The 20,739-nt window shown below is 53.9% G+C and carries 11 protein-coding genes; 5 read left to right on the top strand and 6 right to left on the bottom strand.

Annotation, left to right across the window (positions count from 1 at the left end):
- Nucleotides 1–177: 177 nt before the first annotated feature.
- The 3 genes from ACFE8Q_RS14605 to ACFE8Q_RS14595 all read right to left on the bottom strand — a co-directional run bounded on the left by ACFE8Q_RS14605 (nt 178) and on the right by ACFE8Q_RS14595 (nt 12,434).
- Complete coding sequence (locus ACFE8Q_RS14605) at nt 178–3,207, bottom strand: hypothetical protein (RefSeq protein WP_375446150.1); 3,030 nt, start codon at nt 3,205–3,207, stop codon at nt 178–180.
- 549 nt (nt 3,208–3,756) lie between these two features.
- Nucleotides 3,757–11,649 (bottom strand): SdrD B-like domain-containing protein, encoded by a 7,893-nt coding sequence (locus ACFE8Q_RS14600; protein WP_375446149.1) that lies wholly within the window; start codon nt 11,647–11,649, stop codon nt 3,757–3,759.
- A 656-nt stretch (nt 11,650–12,305) separates the two neighbouring features.
- The gene (locus ACFE8Q_RS14595; RefSeq protein WP_375446148.1) at nt 12,306–12,434 is read right to left on the bottom strand and encodes a hypothetical protein; all 129 of its coding nucleotides are present in this window, start codon (nt 12,432–12,434) and stop codon (nt 12,306–12,308) included.
- 530 nt (nt 12,435–12,964) lie between these two features.
- Between ACFE8Q_RS14595 and ACFE8Q_RS14590 the strand changes: the two genes are divergently transcribed.
- The 4 genes from ACFE8Q_RS14590 to ACFE8Q_RS14575 are packed head-to-tail and all read left to right on the top strand — an operon-like array spanning nt 12,965 to nt 17,196.
- The gene (locus ACFE8Q_RS14590) at nt 12,965–13,648 is read left to right on the top strand and encodes a LamG domain-containing protein (protein ID WP_375446147.1); all 684 of its coding nucleotides are present in this window, start codon (nt 12,965–12,967) and stop codon (nt 13,646–13,648) included.
- Nucleotides 13,645–14,424, top strand: coding sequence for a hypothetical protein (locus ACFE8Q_RS14585; protein ID WP_375446146.1), 780 nt, complete (start codon nt 13,645–13,647; stop codon nt 14,422–14,424). Before ACFE8Q_RS14590 ends, ACFE8Q_RS14585 begins: the two co-directional genes overlap by 4 nt.
- Before the next feature lie 12 nt (nt 14,425–14,436).
- Nucleotides 14,437–15,564: a caspase domain-containing protein gene (locus ACFE8Q_RS14580; protein WP_375446145.1), complete on the top strand. Its 1,128-nt coding sequence runs from the start codon at nt 14,437–14,439 to the stop codon at nt 15,562–15,564.
- A 3-nt stretch (nt 15,565–15,567) separates the two neighbouring features.
- Complete coding sequence (locus ACFE8Q_RS14575; RefSeq protein WP_375446144.1) at nt 15,568–17,196, top strand: caspase family protein; 1,629 nt, start codon at nt 15,568–15,570, stop codon at nt 17,194–17,196.
- On the opposite strand, the gene ACFE8Q_RS14570 is transcribed toward ACFE8Q_RS14575, so the two are convergent.
- From ACFE8Q_RS14570 to ACFE8Q_RS14560, 3 genes are read right to left on the bottom strand one after another with little or no spacing between them, the layout of a single operon-like run.
- Nucleotides 17,197–18,030, bottom strand: coding sequence for a C1 family peptidase (locus ACFE8Q_RS14570; RefSeq protein ID WP_375446143.1), 834 nt, complete (start codon nt 18,028–18,030; stop codon nt 17,197–17,199).
- A gap of 2 nt (nt 18,031–18,032) precedes the next feature.
- Nucleotides 18,033–18,845: a hypothetical protein gene (locus tag ACFE8Q_RS14565; RefSeq protein ID WP_375446142.1), complete on the bottom strand. Its 813-nt coding sequence runs from the start codon at nt 18,843–18,845 to the stop codon at nt 18,033–18,035.
- Nucleotides 18,846–18,847: 2 nt separating this feature from the next.
- Nucleotides 18,848–19,519: an RNA polymerase sigma factor gene (locus tag ACFE8Q_RS14560; RefSeq protein ID WP_375446141.1), complete on the bottom strand. Its 672-nt coding sequence runs from the start codon at nt 19,517–19,519 to the stop codon at nt 18,848–18,850.
- Between the two features lie 239 nt (nt 19,520–19,758).
- Between ACFE8Q_RS14560 and ACFE8Q_RS14555 the strand changes: the two genes are divergently transcribed.
- Complete coding sequence (locus tag ACFE8Q_RS14555; RefSeq protein ID WP_375446140.1) at nt 19,759–20,724, top strand: hypothetical protein; 966 nt, start codon at nt 19,759–19,761, stop codon at nt 20,722–20,724.
- Nucleotides 20,725–20,739 lie beyond the last annotated feature (15 nt).

Genomic DNA, 20,739 nt, shown 5'->3' with positions numbered 1-20,739 from the left:
TTTAAGGAATAGCCTGGTGTTTTTATACGCTCTTATCGAAAAGTAGACGGTTTTGCCGCCTTATCAAAAAATATGCCAATCTGAGGGCACCTGCGCTAATTCTCAAGCAAAAATGCGTAGTTCCTTTAAGTGAAAGTTAAAGGAACTACGCATTTTTGCTTGAACTCGGAATTGATTCTATCGTCTTATCACTAGTTTCTTCACCACGAGAGGAGCACATTTATCGGGTGGGCAGGTGCATTGCGCCGGTGGAATCACCACGACGGTATCGCTAAAGCACCCGGTGGCCGAATACACCCGGATGGTGTAGGAGCTACCCGGGGCCGAGGCCGGGTTGGCCTGCTGGCCCAGCAGCACCGCCCCGCTCACCAGCCCGCTCAGGGGCTGGGCACTGGCAAACAGTGGCGCTGAGGCCGTGAAGCTGCTGCCCGGGCTGACGTTGTAGCTGACCGCAGCGGTGCTGCTGCCCACCAGCGTGAGGCGGGCATCGCTCAGCGGGGTGGCTCCCGTACAGGTGGCTGCCACCCCCACCGCCGTCAGGCTGGGGGCTGGGTCAGCGACGATCACCACGGGGCAACATGAGCCATCGGGGCAGGGGGCAGCACTAGTAGTAACAGTGTACTCGCCAATTGCTGTGGCGTTGAACGTAGAGCTGGTAGCACTCGCAACTGGCACACCATTCAGGCTCCACTGGTAGGCGCTGTAACTGGCCGGCGCTGAGAGTTCAAACGCGAAAGGCGCATTGTCGCACACGTGGATGGGCACTGTCAGGCAGGCGGTGGCCGACGTGCCATCAGGAGCGGTCGCCGTGTTGTAGGTAACCCCTTCGTCAGTCATCTGCACCTGAAAAGCCAGAGTAGCTACCTGCCCGCTGGGCAGCGTCGGAATGAGCCAGCTGCCACTGTTGCTCGCTGGTATAAACGTACCCACCGACGCCGTGGCACTACTCAGGAAGGTAACGGCGGTCGTGCTGAACTGATCCGCAATGACCAGGTTGGTGCCTGTGGTGGTGCCCGCATTGGTCAGCGATACGGTGTAAGTAACAATTCCTCCTTTTTCAACCCGGCTTTGATCAACCGTTTTGCTCAGGTTATAAGCGGGCACAGCTACTATACAGGAACTAGGCGCTGTGTAGACGATACTGGCAGAGCCACAGGTTGGTAGTGACACAACAAGGGTGTGCGAATTACCGTCGGAGATTAGGCCTGTCAGCGAATAGGCTGCACTAGTGGTCGACGATGCAATGGTAACCGTTGTACTAGCTGTTCCGTCTGCTATTGTTGCCGTGCCACCTGTTGTATTACTGGTTAAACTTAGGCTGCCCGATACCGCATACTGATTTGTTAGCATGTTGCAGACGCCAACTGTTGCCGTAGCTGTCAATAAACAGGGTGGTGTTGGATTCGGGATGACATTTGAGAGAGCCGTAAATTGAGCCGTTTCAACGCCGGCTGCTGTTTTAATGCCTGTTTCGGGAAGTATATCCTGCGCTCCTGCCGGACAGGTTTCGTAGTTGCCATATGTATCCCGGGCCCGGGCATAGTAGTAAAAATTAAAGCCATTTGCGTGGGCCGTCGCAATGGCCAGGGCAGGTATGGTTGCTGTATAGGTACTACCGCTGCTCAGCGTGGCCGTCACGGTCGACCAGGTTGCTCCGTTATCGGCTGTATACACAATCTCAACACCCGCAATACCGGAGTTGTCCAGCTTATAGGTCAGGTACTGCCAGTCATTGTCGATAACGCCCGTGACCGAAATGACAGCCGTGCTGCCAGCCGTCCAGACGTGGGTACAGGTACCAATATCGGGCGATTGCCAGTCTGCAATTGGCACATCGACACCCCCCGAGAAGCAGGGTTTATAACGGGGTGTTCCTGAGTTTTCCAGCCAGGCTGCCACCCCCGATGTATTGTCCCAAAACGTGCTGTTGCAATAGTCCCAATACGCTTTGGCGGTGGTTTTCAGAGTGGAGGCTGTAAAATCGGTGGGCCAGTTTGGGTTCGATCCATTATTGGCGTAAAACATACCCCCATTTACCCCAAACGAGTAAAAATGCCAGGAACTGCGCAGGACCGATGCGAATAATTCACGGCCTTTGAAATGTTGAAACGCTACAGTTGGATCTTCGCCCAGGCTAATCAGTTCGGCCGGTGAGTTAATGTCGTAGACCGGATAGCTGTTCCCACGTTCATACAGGGGCGAAAAGCCAAACTCCTGGAACGGTTGCCGTTCGCCAAACGTGGCTGTGAAGCCCAGCGCGGCCCGTTGCTCGAGTTTGCCAAACGTGATTGCCCGCCCAAAACCCGCCACATACGCGCCATCCTGAACAGCGAAGGCAGGCGGATTGCCCAGGTTTGGGTTAGTGCCAGCACTGCCCAGTGCGTTATGCATGTAGGGCAACGCACCAAGCCGTGAACCATCACTCATGGTGCCGGGGCCGCTTTTGTATTCGCCAAGGCCAGTCAGTTCGTTTAGGGTTAACCCCAGCGCACCGTAATACACATCACGTCCGGCACCATAGTTTCCATTTTGGCCATAGCCATAGCCAACGTAAACAGCTGTTGTTTTGCGCCAGACCCACCAGTTGACAGCCTCGTCTATGTAGGGTTGATAAATGGTAGGCGATACCCCGGCGTCTTTCATGGTTAGGGCCAGCTCCGCCAGCGCCCACGGCACAATCGATTCTGGCGTAGCTGCACCACCAATGCCATCGGGCGTTCCGCCTGTTCCGTCCGCTTTCGTTCTGCCCCAGTAATAGAGTTTGTTCGCGTTAGTACCCAGGGCAGTTTGTCCAGCCGCAGTTATCTTGAATTTACTGCCCGTCACCGAAAAGTCTGCTATGTTTTTTGCCCAGGTAGTCAGGAGGTCGAGCGGAGCGGTTAGCTGTCGGGCTGGATTCGTGACCAATGCATTAATTCCTGAAACTCCCTTCTCTTTAGTCCGGTGGTACTCACGGATGAAATACAGCATAGCGATAGCCTGAGCAGTCGGTGTTTTCGAAGATGATAATGTACCTGGTGGTGCAACGCCGTTCCAGACGTTCACCCCCGATAAGTCAACAATGGCTCCGCTCTCATTAACGGCCAGATAGATGCCCCCATTGGCCGGGTCAATGGCGTAGTTGAGCAGAAAGGCGCTCTCCCGGTCATAGTAGTAACTTGGCGTGGCCGTAGTTGGTACCTGAGCGTAACTGATGTGTACAGCCATCAAGGCAAAAAACAAACTTCCAATGACAGCATGGAAGAAACAAGGCAACTGGTATTTCCCTGACCTTGAGGTGAATAATTGGTGATAATTTGTCATGGCTAAGTAAAAATCTGGGAGACATTTGAGTACTTTCTGCCAATAGACAATTATGAAGCCACTTTGTGCCTAAAAAAATATTTTGTTACATAAACAATAAGTATATTTATGTAGATTCGTACATAAATTATAAGTAAGCCCTTGATATAAAGCTGATTAAACCGTGATCCTTGCTTGTGGGTACACTAAATACTTAAATTAAAATAAAATGGAAGAGATTACTCAACGGCTAAACACGACCGGAATAAGGGCGCTTCGGTCATGCGAAAAGCACAAATAGCTGTGCCAAATTTGTAGTATCATTTGATGATACGTCTGAAGTTACATCATTAATAATCAATTGATTATGCCGGAAGATGGCGTGCACCGCCGCGCGCCTGCAGGCTCTAAAACGAAATCGGGTCAGCCCTTGTGAGGCTGACCCGACGGTAAAAAAACGATTTAAAGGCTGGCTCAACGCCGAGCTACTTTCTTAACTAAAAGCGGGATGCACCGAGTGGGCGGGCACTGGCACTGGGCGGGCGGAATCACTACCACCACGTCGCTGAAGCAGCCCAGCACCGAGTAGACCCGGATGGTGTAGGACGTACCTGGCGCCACGGCCGGGTTGGCCTGATTTGCCAGCAAGACCGCTCCATTGACCAGCCCGCTCAGGGGCTGATTGGTGGCAAACAGCGGTGCCGAGGCCGTGAAGCTGCTGCCTGCACTGATGTTATAGCTCACCGCTGCGGTGTTGCTGCCCACCAGAGTGATGGCTGCATTGTTGAGCGGGGTGGCTCCTGTGCAGGTAGCTGCCAGGCCCACCGCCGTCAGGTTGGGCACCGGGTCGGCCACCACCACGAAGGGGCAGCATGAACCATCAGGACAACCCGCTCCAGTACTAGTCGCCACGGTGTACTCCCCAACCACTGTCGCGCTGTAGGTGGCTGAGGTAGCCCCCGGAATCGGCGTGCCGTTCAACGACCACTGGTAGGTACTGTAGCTGGCCGGAGCCGAGAGCCCAAACTCGAAGGGTGTGTTGGCACACACATGAATGGGCACCGTTAGGCAGGCTGAAGCGGTGGTGCCATCGGGGGTAGTGACGGTGTTGTAGACCAGCCCTTCTGTGTTGACCTGCACCTGGAAGCGCAGGGTGGCCACTTGTCCCCCTGCCAGAGTAGGCAGGCTCCAGCTTCCCCCCGTTGGGGAGGGGGTGAACGTACCGGTGGTGGCTGTAGCCGAGCCTACCACACTCAGCCCTGAGGTGCTGAAGGCATCGGTGATGACTACATTGGTGGCCGAGGTCACACTCGTATTGGTCAGCGAGATGGTGTAGGTGACCATACCGCCCCGCTCCGGCCGGCTGTTGCTGACGGTTTTGGCGATGGCGAAGGTGAGCGGTGGCACCAGTGCCCGCACAAAGCCCGCATCCAGGGAGGTGTTGTTTTCCCCGGCTGTCAGGGTCAGGGGTGCCGTTATGCCGCCTACCGGGTCGGAGTCGATGGCATCGTTGCTGCCTGCGTTGGCGGTGGTAGTGGTGGAGTAGCCGGTTGGGTTGGTAAAGCTGACCGAGTAGGGAATACCGGGGGTTAGTCCGGTGAAGGAGTAGAGTCCGTTGGCGTCGGTCAGGGTTGTGGCGGCGAGTGTCCCGCTTTGGAGCAGGGTAACTACTGCGCCTGGAATTGGGAGATCGCCCCCATCCTGAAGGCCGTCTTTATTGACATCCTCGAAGACGAAGTTGCCCAGGCTAGCGGTTGGCTGGTAGAAACCGGCATCCACGCTCGTGTTGCTTTCGCCCGAAGTCAGCGTCAGGCCCGAAGTACGGCCCGTTACCGGATCAGCATCTGAGTCCAGCCCGTCGAAGCCCACATTGGCTGAAGTAGCGGAGAAGCCCATTGGCTGGGTGAAGCCCACGCTATAGGTGTTGGCTGTACCCGGCGTCAGACCGGTAAAGGAGTAGAGTCCATTGGCATCGGTAGCGGTCGTGGCTACCGGTGAACCGTTCAGGTAGAGTACCACGGTTACGCCCGGGATTGGCGTGTCACCAGTGTTCTGGATGCCATCGCGGTTTTTGTCGTTAAAGACATAGTCACCCAGCGAAGCCAGTTTGTAAAAGCCTGCATCCACTGTTGGGTTGAACTCATCGGCGGTGAGGCTGTAGGGTCCCGTCAGGCCGGTGGTGGTACTGGCATCCGAGTCAAGTCCGTCATTGCCCGCGTTGGCCAGGGTGGGGACGTATCCGGCTGGCTGGCCGAAACCAACCGTATAGGACGTACCTGGCGTGAGGCCCGTGAAGCTATACAAGCCGTTGATATCGGTAGAGGTTGTTCTGACGATGGTGCCGCTGGCATAGAGGGTGACCGTCACCCCGGAGATAGGCAGATCGCCCGCATCCTGAATGCCATTGGCATTTTTGTCTTCGAAGACATAGTCGCCCAGGCCGGCTGTGGGCATGTAGAAACCTGCATCCAGGGTAGGGTTGTACTCGCCCGGTGTCAGGGTGACGCTCTGGGTACGTCCCGTAATTAGATCAGCATCCGAATCGGCCGTATCGGAACCCACGTTGGAGATCGTGGCTGTGAAGCCCGCTGGCGTGGTGAAGCCCACTACATACGAATTGGACGTACCCGGCGTGAGGCCCGTGAACGAGTAGAAACCTGACCCGTTGGTCGTTGTCGTGGCCACGGCTGATCCATTGCGGTACAGCGTAACCGTAACGCCGGCAAGTGGCGAATCACCGGCATTCTGGATACCGTCTTTGTTGGTATCGATGAACGTGTAATCACCCAGCGAGGCAGGAATCAGGTAGAAGCCTGCATCCAGAGTAGGGTTGTACTCACCCGGTGTCAGGGTGACGCTCTGGGTCATACCTGTTACCGGACCGGCGTCCGAATCGGCCGTGTCGGACCCTACGTTGCTGATTGTCGCCGTATAGCCTGCTGGTGCGGTGAAACCAACCACATAACTAGTAGCCGAGCCGGGGGTAAGACCCGTGAATGAATAGAGCCCCGACGCATTCGTAGTAGTCGTTGCCACGGCAGAACCATTTTGGTATAATGTTACCGTTACACCTGGTAGCGGTGAATCACCTCCGTTCTGGATGCCGTCTTTGTTGGTATCGATAAAGGCATAATCACCCAGCGAGGCAGGAATCAGGTAGAAACCAGCGTCCAGGGTAGGGTTGTACTCGCCCGGTGCCAACGTCACTGACTGCGTTTTACCTGTGATTGGACTGGCGTCTGAATCGGCTGTGTCCGATCCCACGTTGGAGATCGTGGCCGTGTAGCCAGCAGGAGCAGTGAAGCCCACCACATACGAATTGGACGTACCTGGGGTAAGACCAGTGAAGGAATAAAAGCCTGACGCGTTGGTCGTCGTCGTCGCCACGGCTGATCCGTTGAGGTACAGTGTGACCGTCACACCCGGCAAGGCTACGTCACCCGTATTCTGGATACCGTCTTTGTTGGTATCGACGAAGGTGTAGTCACCCAGTGAAGCAGGCTGATAGAAACCCACATCGTATGTATGGTTAACGCTACCTGCCGCACCCGTTGTCACGCTGATGACCGGTGATGTAATGCCAGCTACCGTAGCAATCAACGCATCGGAATCGTTCTGGTCATTGGCATTGGTGGTGGTGCTGTTTGGTATGGTCAGCATATACTGCTGCCCACCCACCGTCAGTTGGTTGTTGCTGAACTGAGTTTTGCCAAATACGATCTGGTAAGCGGTATTGGGCTGAATCGCCGTGTTCGACACGGTGCCCGCTACCGTGCTGCTCACGGGGTTGTTGTTGAAATAATACTCCCCACTGGCGTTGGTGGTGGTAGAGGCCACCAGTGTACCGTTGTTATACAGCGATACGATTACACCAGCCAAAGGTGGTTCGCAAGGGTCCTGCACACCATCTCTGTTGGCATCGTTCCAAACCCGGTTACCAATTTCCAGGTACGTAGGTACGTCGCAGGTGAGTTCGAGATCGCCCAAGCCGGTGGCTTTACCAAACGTGCCGGTATCTGTATCACTGGCATACAGGATGAAACCCTGGGCTGAGCCACTTGGTGATAAACCGGTTGTGTTGTTGAGGTAGCGTACGCCAGCCGCATTGAACGAACCGCCGTTGAAAATATTGATCGGGTCCATAGCGCTGATCAGCACCTGACCAGAGCCAGGAAGAAGGGCCAGCCCACCCAGCGCAATCTCGGCATGCGACAGGTCTGTCGGCACGAAGAGCAGATCGTCGTTGTAGAACTCGCCAAATCCAGGGCCCTGATTATTGTTTACACCCGCTCCGGTGATGCCCGGTATTTTCGCGTTGTTTTCCAGAATATAGGTTCCGTTGGTAAAGGCTGCCCGCAGGATATCTCCGCCCGAAACGCCATCATACAACGCAGTTCCACCCAGTGGGCTAAGGTTTCGGTAGCCAGTCTGAAAGCCTGTACGGTCACCAAAACCCAGCACCATCGATCCGTCAATGTCGAATTCAATATCTGTGAAAATAGGTTGCGGGTAAATTGTTCGGAAAGAACCATTGGCCTGCGAGGTGGTTGGCAACTTCGTGAAGTCGTCGGTCCAGGGATACCAGCCAACGATGTTGGGCCGGAGATTCACCGCGTATCCCTTTGGGTACGTGAGGGGAAAGTCAAAGGCGGGGGCTGAAGCAAAAGTCCCGCCTGTAAACTGATGAACATACGCCCGCATCTCGGACTTGTCCTGGGTTGTCAGGCCGTCGCAGACGGAGCCAACATAAACCGAACCTCTGTATACTTTCAGCGCGAATGGCCGGAAATTACCTCCTGCACAGCCCGGATCAGGAATGGCGTATGACCCGCTGAGGGTAGGCGTACCGCCGTTCAGGGCTAATACATACAGCTTTTTGTCATACATATTGACAAAATAAAGCGAGTTGCCATCTTCCGATATTTCCAGATCACCAATCCCGATTTTGCCGATCAGGCTGAACGATCTTGGATCTGTATTTCCCACCGTAGGGTCTGTTCCCAGGCCACGGCTGGCATTTGTCACGCCAAACCAGGGGTCAGCCGCCGTTGAGGAGCCAACGTTGATCCCCAGTGCTGTTACATTAACAAGGGGCGTGGTTGCTGCTGTGGCCATGTCGGTCACGTAGATACCGCCCAGGCCAAGTGGTCCCAGACCGGCATGTCGCTTCAATGTAGCTGACGAGTAGGTTTTTTTACGGTATTTGTCATACGACACTCCCCATACCGTGCCTATCTCTTTTGCCTGAGCCAGCATCGTAATCTTGGTCATATCCTTGGGGCCGCTGGTGCCATACGGGAAGGCAACGAGTGCGTCGACCAGCCCACTGGCCGAACCATTTGGTAACGGATCGCCGTAGGTAAAGCACGGAATAACCACCATCGGCATACTCTGGCAGTAGTCATTTGGATTCGATACGCCCAGATCGACCGCACAACTTGGAGCCGCCACAAACTGTGTGGTGGTGCGCCCATTGGCTCCGTTGACTGTGCCCTGACCGAGCAACGCCGGAATGGCGCTGAACTCAACCCGAATTGGATAGCTGGCGGCGGTAAGCCCGGTAAACGAATAGTTGCCCGATAGGTCCGTTGTGGTCGTACCGACCAGGTTGCCGAGGCAATCAAAGGCTTTAACAACAATGCCCGACTGACCAATGGTTTCGGTTGCGTCTTTCACGCCGTCGGCGTCATAATCTTTAAATACGTTGCCACCTGTTTGCCCTGAAGCGGCCACGCAGGGCACTGGTACACAGGCCACTGGGAGCGTAACTGTTGTCTGGCTATTGCAGGTAGAGACGGCAAAGGATGTGCCAAAGAAGGCCCGAAGGGGTTGGGTAGACCCATCGGCGGGTACTTCGAAAGCAACTACCTGTGGAGAAACAATTACCTGCTGCCCGGATACGAACGGGGTGTATGTTACAGAAAAGGTGCCAGTGGTGATCGTGCGTGTTTGCCCGCCAAAGGTAACGGTGATTGTATTGCTTGTGGGCGCGTTTTCCCAGGCCACCTCAACGCTCACAGTAGCCCGGCTACCGGCGGTGGTGTTGTAGCAGCCCGATACGGTAGGCGTGAGTGAAAGGGAGCAAATGGGGGCTATATAGGCGGCATCATAAGTAAAGTTGTTTTCGCCTGCATTGCCCAGTGTGAAACTGACCACACCCGCCGCCGTAGGGTCGGTATCAATCCGGTCGGCGTTGGTGCCGGTAGCCGAGTTGGCTTTGGTGCTCAGGGCTAACGTACCTGCACTGGCACTGGTTGGAAAGGTCAGGGTGTAGCTACCGCCTGATGTAATGTTCGTAAGCCCGTACACAAAACCAAGTGAGTTTGTGCCTGTGGCATTAGAGAAGTAGTACTCGCCCTGCGCGTTTGTTGTTACGCTAACGCTACCGGTAATGCCAGGGCCTTTCAGTTGAACCACCACGCCGCCTAAAGCTGGCTCGCCGGGGTCCTGCACGCCATCATTATCAGTATCAACCCACACCCGGTTCCCAATCTGAATGGGTGAAAGGTTACACAGGGCTTCCAGGTCGCCCAGGCCATTGGCCTTTCCATAGGTTAAACCACTACTGGTATAAAACTCCACACCCGCCCCCGGATTGTAGGCAGTGCCCGTTGGGATGCCATCCTTGGCACCCGTGGCATTGATCAGGCGTTTGATACCCCCCGTATTGAACTGATCCACCGGGTCAATGGCCGTCATCGCTACTCTGGCACTACCCGCCAGTTGGGCTAAAGATCCCTGCGAACTTATTCCGTGGTTGTCACCATCCTGTACCCGGTCTCCCCAGTAATATTTGCCATCGCCAGGCCCCTGCGAGTTTGCCTGTGTGGTTGATGTGGGACTGCCACAAAGCGACCCTGCCGACTCGATAGTCCAGGTGGGTGCGGTAGACGTACATTTCCGGGCACGAAGTATTTCGCCGGGCGAAATTGCACTTACCAGTGTTGTAGCTGAGCTGAACGGCAGGTAGTTTTGATAGCCCATCTGATCGCCAAAACGATCCCGGAGTCCAATGATCATGTCTCCTGTGCCAGGCTCAAACTCAATACCTGACAACCAGGCCTGGGGGTAGGAGAACGGATCTGTCCGGTCTGCCTGAAAGACCGTTGTCCAGGGACGCCAGTATTCGGCTCTTGGCTGCCCCGCCAAATCCGCGTTGGTAGGCTGCTTCTTGTAGGTCAGGGGAAAAGCGAGCACGGAACTAAATGCGGTGCTGCCCGTCAGCGTGGCCGGGTCGATAGCATACACGGTGGCACTCAAACCGGGGCTTGACCCGTAGGCAACCGTAGTGGAGCCCAGATCTTCTCGCGTGCAAACAACGCCGATGTATAGTTTGTCCCGATAATATTTGAGCGCAAACGGACGATACGACCCGTTTACTGTTGTTCCCGACGTTGTGCAACCTGGGTTTGGAATGGCCACAACGCCAGTGACCAATTTTGTGGCCACATCAATCGAGTACAGGCTGCGATTTTTAAGGTTGACTACATACAGGGTTTTACCATCATCCGAGAGTTCAATGTCTCCCAGGCTCGTTTTGCCCACTGCCGTGAATGAGTTGTTGTCATGGCTGGCAATCTGGAGGGTTGTTGGTGAGCCTGTTGAAGGCGTTGGCAGGTCATTGCTGTGCGTTTCAGATGCCGTACTGACAGCAGTGCCCCCGACCGACGTAAAATTGAAAAAGACGCTGGTGTTGCCACTGGTGGCTGAGGTTACGTTGGTTACGTAAATAGCATTCGGGCCACCGTCGGAAAAACCGACATGGCGTTTGGTGAATGCCGCCGAGAAAAGCTGCCTGGTGTCTTTCTTGTACGCGATTCCCCAGGAAGCCCCCACTTCACCGACAGTAGCATAATCGGTAACAGTAGAGCTATTGTCTACGGCTGTATAAGGAATGCCTATTAAAGCTGGTCGTGTTTCAAGGACTGGTGAATTTGTGGCATTGATGGCCACAAAGCAGGTCGTTACTAGCTGGGGAAAAGTAGATTGGCAGTAGTTGGCGGGGTAGTTCACGCCAAAATTTACCCCTGTCGTTCCGCCGGTGACGAAACGGACACTGGACTTACTGGCGGTCGTTGCTGCGCCCACAAAGCTGTCGAAATCACCACTTACCACGTTTGTGAATTCGAGTCGGAACTCAGCCGAACTGTTAACGATGAGCGTATACGCTCCACTACTGGTTGTCGTAGCAGAAATGGGTGCTGTAGCCGAATTGCTACTGTAAGCTGTTACAATAACACCTGCTACACCGGGTTCCCCGTAGGTATACGTACCTGAGGCGGGTATGGCCACGTAGGTTCCGTTGGCGTCGAAGTCTCTAAAAACTGTTCCTGTAATCGTCTGCGCCTGCGCAAGTGCGGGAAGCAAGCCTGATAAGGCTATAATTAACCAGACTAGTAGACGATAGGAGGTTGGCACACAGGAGAAAGTCCAGTAATTTTTTTTCATGACCGAAACAGAATACAGCTAGCTAAGTATTTATTTGTTCGGTACAGACAATTATAAGGCCACAGTAGGTCCTACTTGGGTATTTAAATATAGATAATATTACTTATGCCAATAGTTGTGTCCTATTGGAGATTTTTGTTCCTGTAATGAGTAAACTAAAAGCGTATGTACATGTACTCATACGTGAGATTAGTATATAGACTATATGGGTTACAATATGCCTTTTCCAAATACTCCTGATTCTATGTAAACTGGTTGTTGCGCTAGGCAATAACTGTACCACTCTTACTCTTCGGGCCGTTTATACAGGGCGCATTCGTTAAACTGGCAGCCAGTAGCCTGTGTAGTTGGGTTATATCGATGAGTAATTTGCATCACATATCGTGAGAGCATTTAACAGGCAGTAGTGTACGTCAACCGGATTAACTCCTCTGCCAGCGAACCAAAAAAACAGGCCAACCCCGTGTATCGGGCTGGCCTGACTAATGTCTATTAGATGGTTAACTTGTCAGCGCCCCATTGCCCTCACTAAAATAGGAGCGCATTTGGCCGGTAGACATTAGGCTGGTAACGGCCTATTGTTGCCGCCAGTCCGACAGGAAGAGGGGTGTATATGGACGCACGCCAAATAAGAGTTCGGTACAGGGCCTGGTGGCAAAATAGAGCTGAATAAGATCTACGCCAAGCAAGTGAATTTTTTTCATGACACTCAATAGTCGAAGGGTAGGTAGGGGAAAAATACTAATCAGTATAATGGGCAACTATGAGGCCAGTCTAACAAGGGTTTTCGGACTCCTTTCGGGCCGATAGAAATGAAAATATGTCTACTGAAGTGGTAATGCTTTACTAATGAGTGTATTATACGTATAGGTATCCTGCCTTTGGCTCCATGTACTACTTGATGAATTCCTGCTCTTCGTCTCTCTTAGTTTGCAATTCGAGTGTATAAAGAAATAATAAGTTTATTTAAGAAGTTTTGCAAAAACCGTGCCAACAGAAAAAGGTGACCTTGAACGAGATGCGCCAACAAAGCATTATAAGTAGTTTTACGACAGGCGGTAGTTAAGGTATAAGTGGGTGTTAAATTAGTTCGGTAAGCCAATTGCGCGCTATGAGAAGGTTGGTAGTGAGTACACAGCGGCTACGATTGTACGTTGTGGTTACAGGTCTGGTCTTTATCACTAGTTGTGAAAACTGGAATCTACCCATAAGTAGTAATAGTCTCACGAGTGGGTTGATTGCTTATTACCAATTCAATGGCAACACGCTGGATGTGGGCGGAAATAGCTTGACCGGCCAACTTATAAACGGAGCTTCGTACGGACCAAACCGAAGCGAAACGGCTCAGTCGGCACTGCAACTGGATGGGGTCGATGATTACTTTGAGATTCCCGATAATGCTAAGCTGCGTCCCGATTCAATCTCCATCAGTCTCTGGCTGAAAGCTGATCAGGTAGTGGATATCACAACGACGACCAGACATATATATAATAAAGACAATTTTTCGGATCACATCAATCAGCAGTACAGTGCCTTCATCAGTAAACCCAAGCTGCCCAATACAGCCACTGCCTGCTGCGAAATAAGTGTCGACGTAAACAACGACGGCTCTTGTGTCAGAGAAGACCCGGTTAAGAACAGACTGATTTACTACGCCCCGGCTTTTGAGTTGAATCAGTGGTACCATTTCGTCAGTGTTTTTACGGGGCAAACGCTGAAACTGTATATCAACGGTGAACTGAAGATGGCACAGCGAGAACAGACTACCAACCCAATTGACCGGTGTTCGGGCGGCAATCTGCGATTTGGTGCGCATACCAATGGCGACGAAAATTATTTCGATGGGTTGATGGACGAGATTCGGATCTATAATCGGGGACTCACCCAGGCAGAGATCACTGCACTCTATAAGCAATGAACGCGTCAGGTAGTTTCGCCCTTCGGTTTGCCGCTATCATGGCTATATGGCTCCATCAGGAGATGGCTATTGGCCAGCCTTCGGTGAATGGCCGGGTTACGGTGGCCAACGTTCGGGTTGACCTGGATACTAATCGGGCAAAAATACAGTACGATATAAGCGGGGTAACCAGTCGCGACTCGGTCTATGTGCAACTTGAAAGCCGGAGCCGGGGGCTGTTAAACGCCCTCACCGTGACCGGCGACGTGGGGACGGCGGTGCTGCCGGGCAAAAACAAAACAGCCTATTGGGATTACCGGCTCGATGGCCTAACGATTGAGGATGCCATTCGGGCAACCGTGCTTGTCAAGCAACCGTTGCAGCCGACGTCAGCCGTTACTGCTGGCGGTGGCCCGGCCAATGCGTTGCTATCGGTGGTAGCGCCGGGAGTAGGTACTATTTTTGTTCAGCCTAACCGAAAGGTGGGATTAAGGCCTTTACTGACAGGGGCTTATGTAGGGCTGTGGGTGTATGGGCTGGTTCGGAAAAGCCAGTCTACCCAATACTATGAGCTGTATACCAGTCAGCTAGCCAGTACCGACTATGCAGAAGCCAATCGATTGCATCATCACTATTTAGTTGCCTCCTGGGCCGCGGTAGCGTTGATGGTGACCGACGCGACATATACCTTTTTGAAGGGACGAAAAAACGAAAAGCAAAAGCGGGCAACCCGGCAGCAGGTTGCTATCAGGTACGTTGGCAGCACGCCAGCCGTTGGTATTCAGATTGATTTCTAATCAGGTACGTTCATGAAAAGCAGGTTAACGCTTCTGATCTGTTGTCTGCACGCAGGTAGTCCGCTGGCAGCCCAGCCGTCAATAATCAGTTCGGCCAGTAGTGAGTGGGTGTCGTTGAAAAAAGAGCCGCTGACGGCACCAATCATTAGCTGGCAGGCACCAGCGGTAAAGCAGGTAATCGAACACGGGCTTACCGCTACAGTGAAGGTTCGGGTACAGGCGGTCGATGCCATGACCCGGCTACAGTTCATCCGCAATGGCATTGAATTGAATCGGGAAACGCGCGGATTCAAGCGGGAGGGTGGCGTGGAATTTTCAGAAGTAATTCCGTTGGTAGCTGGCGCGAACGAAATTTATGTGAAGGCCACAAACGCGATCGGAAGCAGCAAATCTGAGCCACGGATCATTATCTGCCAGCCTGATTCGGCTCAGTTGGTGGTAACTGTACCTAAATCGTCGGCACAAAAACGGCTGGCGCTGGTTGTTGCCAACGGGAATTACGGCAGGTATCCGCTCCGAAATCCAACCAATGATGGCAAGGCTGTAAAGCAGCAACTGGAGACCCTGGGCTTCACCGTCATCTACAAAGAAAACCAGCCGTTGCGCGAGCTGAAGCACACGTTCGACGCATTCATGACGGAACTGGGTACGCATAACGTGGGCCTTTTTTACTACGCCGGCCACGGACTGATGGTGGGCGGAGAGAACTACGTTCAGCCGGTCGATGCTGATCCCAGAGCGGAGCCGGATGTAGAGTTTGAGTGTTACCCGTTGCGCCAGATCGTAGCTCGGATGGCCTACGCCAACGCCAGGGGAACCAACCTTGTTTTTTGGGACGCCTGTCGGAATAACCCGTATCGATCGTGGCGGCGGGGGGGGAGCGAACCAATGTTTGCCCCCGTTCAGCCTGCAGTGGGGACCATGATCGTTTTTGCGACCGAACCGGGCAAGCAATCCTACGATGGTGATGGGCAAAATGGTTTGTTTACCAGTGAATTACTGAAGCACATGAACCAGCCTAATGTCGACATTTTCGAACTGGTCGACCGTATTGATCAGGGCCTGGAAGAGCGCGGTTTCAAACAGCCGCCTTACCTGGAAGGGCGGCTACGAGGCAAGTTTATGTTCAAGGCGAACTGAGGTATGGCAACGTACCTGACCAACCGGCTACTGCCAATACTCAGCCTGTATCTGGGAATGAGCGTAGTGGCTTTACCCGGCGAGGCGCAGACGGTACACGCCATACTGGTGGCCGATACGAACGATCCGTTGCTGTATACGGCCTGCAAACGGGATATGGAAACCATGCACCGGCAGTTTGTTCAGGTAGCCGCCGCTATCCGGTATACGTTGAGCGAACAGGTTGTAGAGGGCAATGCATTTAGCACTAAACGGCTCGATGCGGTGATCCGAAACCTGGCACCGGCACCAACCGATGTTATTTTTCTGTACTACACAGGGCATGGCTACAACGCCAGTGGGCGGGCGGGGCGTTTTCCGGTCATGTTGCTCAACAAAGCGGCGGCGGTCAGCCAGCAGAACCCTGGTCTGGCAACGATTCACCAGGCACTGAAAGCCAAAAAGGCCCGATTGTGCATCACCCTCGGCGATTGCTGCAATCAGTTGGTCAGGAATATGCGTGGTATGGTCAAAAAAACGATCGCACCCAGGGCGTTGACGCTGACCAACGATTCACTGAATGAAGCGTACCGGACACTTTTCCTGCATGTGAAAGGGGATGCATTGATTGCCAGCAGCCAGCCACCGCAGCAAGCCTATGCGCATCCCGATTCGGGCAGTTTTTACACGCGCTCGTTCGATGAAGCGCTGGAACTGGCCAGCCAGTATAACAGGCAGGTGAACTGGGAAACGCTCCTGCGGGATACCCAAACCCGATTGACCCGGCATCAGGCCACTCGAACCAGGCTGTCTATCTACGAGGTGCATGTGGCTGCTCTTGCGCCGGTTCAACCGACCATTGATTTCGATCTGATCAACCGCTACCTGAACGAACTTAACGATACAACGCGCCCGGCAGAGTACCGGTTGGCGCTTATGAATCGCCTGACCAGTTGCTTCGTGAAGCAGGCGCGTATAGACACCTACGTTAATTCGACGCCGATGGGGCAACAGCCTATCGAAATGGTCCTGCAACGACTCTATTCGACGGCCGGTCAGAGTCAACAGCTTAACCTCATTGAACGGCTCTCGGAAGTAACCGCCGATGGTAAACAATACAAGCGGGCGGCTATTCAGGAAGTGCGGCCAGATACAACGGCCAGGTACGTTGCTGATACCCCAAAAACCGGACCGACTGCGCCAAAGAGTGCGCTGACGCTAACGATTCGGACCGATAAGGGGCGAACAGCGGTGGCTTATCTGGAAGGAAACCGGCTTGTTGTGGAAGCAAAAGCGAACCGGCCCTGCCACGTGCGACTGGTGTATGTGCTGGCCGATGGCACAAAAACCCTCCTGGAAAACGATTTCGAGATCAAGCCCGGACAGGAGAATCAGTACGTTCGTATGGCACCTGATGTGGCGTTTATCTGTGCGGCTCCGTTCGGTATGGAGTACTTGCTGGCCTACGCAGCCGATGCGCCATTCTGTCCGTTGCCGGTGACGCCCAATTCGACGTTTTATTGCCGCAACGAGAATGGATACACGATACTTGTCGGCTCCATTTCTGAACTACTAAAGGCAGTTACGTGCACAAAAGAAGAAAGCGAGGTAGCCGACGATCAACTTCAAATTGCTACCCGCGCGGCTTACTGATTACTTCACAACATAGCCATAGCGTGTAAAACGGGCCATATCCCGGTAGCTGATCCAGCAGAAGCCGCCATCGGCCCAGGCTTTCCCAAAGCTGTTCACTACCCGGAAGGCGCCCCCGGCCCGGTTATCGTCATAACCAATCAGGCAGAGGGCATGCCCCCTCAACTGCTTGTCCTGTGGCGATTCGTCGGGGGCCGGTTTCCAGACTTTACCGGCGGTATAGAACGAAGGCGGAATCACCATGCCCACCACTACGGGGGTGCCTCCGGCCAGTGCTTTCTTGAGGCTTATGGTTTTTTTCAGATCGCTATCCTGCACGTTGAACAACCGCTCATAATCCCGGATGCGATAGCGGGCGGCCAGCGCATCAACGGCTTGCGTCTGCTGGCCGCAGGCAGGGTACGGGAACCGGTTGAATGGCACACTGCCAATGTCTTTGAGTACCGTAAACACTTTAGACAGGTAGACGCCTTCTGCACAGGCATAGTCTCCATCGGTCTTGGCTTTTTCGTACAGATAGCTAGGCGAAAAAGCGAGTTTATTGATGCCTGCTCTGGTTTTTACCCGCCTGGCTTTGGCTTCCAGCATGGTGCGTAGGTAGTAGCCGCAGGCGAAGCCCACACAGGTGCCATACGCGCCCTGTGCCTGCACGGGGGGGCATAGTGACTCGAACGAAACCCGACCCGGAAGCGGCTCTTTGCTCAGGATTTCCTGAAAAGGCACTTGCGCGTATTCCTCATCGTCGAGCCGCAAACCAGGGCTGGGAGTGGTTTGCGCCGACACCGAAATGGCTGACAGCCAAAGCAGACAACCAATGAGGAAGGCGGTTTTCATGATCAACGGGCTGATGAAAGCGGCAACTGACTGAGCAGCAGACGGGCTTCCTGCTGGTAAGGATGCCCGTTGAGCCCAGCTATTTTTTCTAAAAGTGGCCGGGCCTGGGTACGTTGGTTAGTCTTCAGATAGGCCAATGCCAGATACCACTGCGCACTGGCAGACCAATGGCCCGGTTTACGGATCGACAGGGCCGTAAGCTCGGTGATAACGGGCTGAAGATCAGGTTGAGTTAACCCGTTGATGGCCATTTGTAACCGCATTGAATCCGGCGCCGCCCGGCTGTTTTCCAATGGGGCGGCTACCCGGTCAGGGTCGGGCGGCAGGGGTGGAACTGGCTTTGGGTCAGGCGAAAAGAAGCGGGTAAACGCAGCGTCGTTTTGAGCCATTTCCTGCCGTTGCTCTGTTCGGTTCGAGTAAACTACCCAGCCGATACCCAGCAGCAGGGCCAATGACGCCGCCATAACCCAACTTGCCCGGCCATACCGGAACAGGTTCCCGCCGGGCTGATGCTGCTGAGGCAACGACCCGACGGCCGGAGCGCCAACTGGCGGCTGGGTACGTTCCGGCTGGCTGACCTGTTTATCCGTTTCGGTTAGCAGACCCCGCTTGTCCAGGTCGGCGTGCAGTTGCTTGAATCGGTTTTTCTGGGCCAAAAACGACAAACCCTGTTTCAGTTCCCGCTGAAGGGCCACTTCCTGCCGGAGTTCCGGCTCTTGCCGGAGGCGGGCGTCGAACCGGGCCTTTTCCTCATCGGCTAATTGCCCCGACAGGTAGGCACCAATCTGTTCCAGTAGGTCATCGGATAGCTCCATCGTTATGCTGTTTTATACTGACTATACAGGGCCTTCAACCGCTGGGCGCATCGGAACCGTTTCACTTTGGCGGAGCTTTCCTGCAACCCGATTCTTGCTCCGCATTCGCCCAATGATTTCTCCTCCACATAAAAGCAGTTCAGCATGGTTTGGCAGTCGGCCCCTACTTCGGCAAAAGCCCGACCCACTGCCTGCCAGTCTACTTCGGCGGTACCCCAGATCGAGTCGGGTCCTGCCGGTGGATCGTTCGTGTCATCGCTAAACGTCCCATCAAGGCTAAATCCGCCACGTTCGTTTGCCTGATATCCCGATGACTCCTCGTCTTCATCGGCGACTTCCTGGCTGGTATCTACCTGTTGGAGGTGATTTCTTCGCAGGAAACTTACCCATTGATTCCGGCAGACGGTGAAGACGTAGGCCGCAACAGGTTTCCCCTGGAAAACGTACTTGCCGTTCTTCAATTTAAGGGCAAACTCAGCCATGCTTTCCTGCAAAATGTCGAGAGCATCATCGGTTGAGATGGGGCTACGTTGCCGGGCGTAAGGAATAAAACTTCGAAAAGCGCTGATGTACAGGCACTCCCAGGCTTGTTTGTAGTCGGCCAGCAGAGACTGGTAAAAGGCCAGGCTACCCTGTTCGACGTTCAGGCAGGGGTTATCAGTCTCTGGAGTCATGGTGATCGGCTTTGGTGGCACCGGGACGGCATAGGTACTGATTTGGCTGGCAAAAAGCAATTGCCCAGGTACGTTGCAGGTGGCAACGTACCTGGCACGGTCCCGTTTATAGTATCGCTGGTGGCGGGCACTCGTTATCAACGCGGTTACTTTTTTCTGCGCTGTTAACCTCAGCTACCGAGTTGCGATACACAGGTGAGATACCCTCAAAGTCAATTCATCTAGACCATGTATCAATCATGAAAACGTTACTTGCTTCATTGCTGGCGGTTGCCACGATCTACGCTGCCAATGCCCAATCGAATACGCTGTCGCTCAGCCAGTCGGGTTCGGGAAACACTACGCCGGTTTCGCAACGCGGCCCTGGAAATACGGCATCGGTAACGGTCGCCGGGGATAATAACCAGACTTCGCTGGGTCAGACTGGCGGCAATACGGCTACTGTCGTCGTGACGGGCAACCGAAATGTGGGCGCGCTACAGGCAGCAGGTAGCGAAGCGTCGCTGACGCAGATTGGCGACGATAACCGGGCGTCGACCACCAGTTTTGGATCGTCCGGCAATCAGTACAACCTGTATCAAAACGGAAACAGAAACACGGCGCAGGTAGAGTCTGTTTGGGGAGGAAATAACCAGGTATCGATTGCTCAGACGGGCTATAACAACCAGAGTACTGTCAGGGCGTCGGGGTATGATGGGCAGTCTATGCCTTTCAACAGCTACAACAACCAGGTGATCATCAGTCAGACGGGCAACGATAATGTCAGCAATGCCAACATTCAGTACAGCTCATTCAACCGAGTGACGATTAGCCAGACGGGCGACGACAACGTCGCCAGAACCAACCATACAGGTGGAGCCAACTATGGACAGGGTTCGTATAACCAGGCAACTATTTCGCAAACTGGCGAGGCAAACCAGGCTGTGATTGAACAGCCCGGAAGTGTAAACCAGGCGACTCTGACGCAACTCGGCAGCAGTAACGAAGCCCGCCTCATGCAGGGTAGTAACCTGAACACAGCCACTGTTCTTCAACGGGGTAACGCTAACGTACTGGCCGGGCTAGGTTCGGGGGCTACCAGCGCGATGCAAACCGGCGGTAATGGTAATGCATTGATGCTCACCCAATCAGGCGATGGTAACGTACTGCGCTTCGGGCAGATCGGCAACAATAATACGGCCACCGTGACGCAGGGCGCTAACTAAATAGAGTCTCTATCA

Source organism: uncultured Fibrella sp. (assembly GCF_964250085.1).
Lineage (GTDB): Bacteria > Bacteroidota > Bacteroidia > Cytophagales > Spirosomataceae > Fibrella.
This window is presented reverse-complemented; position numbering and strand designations above follow the sequence as displayed.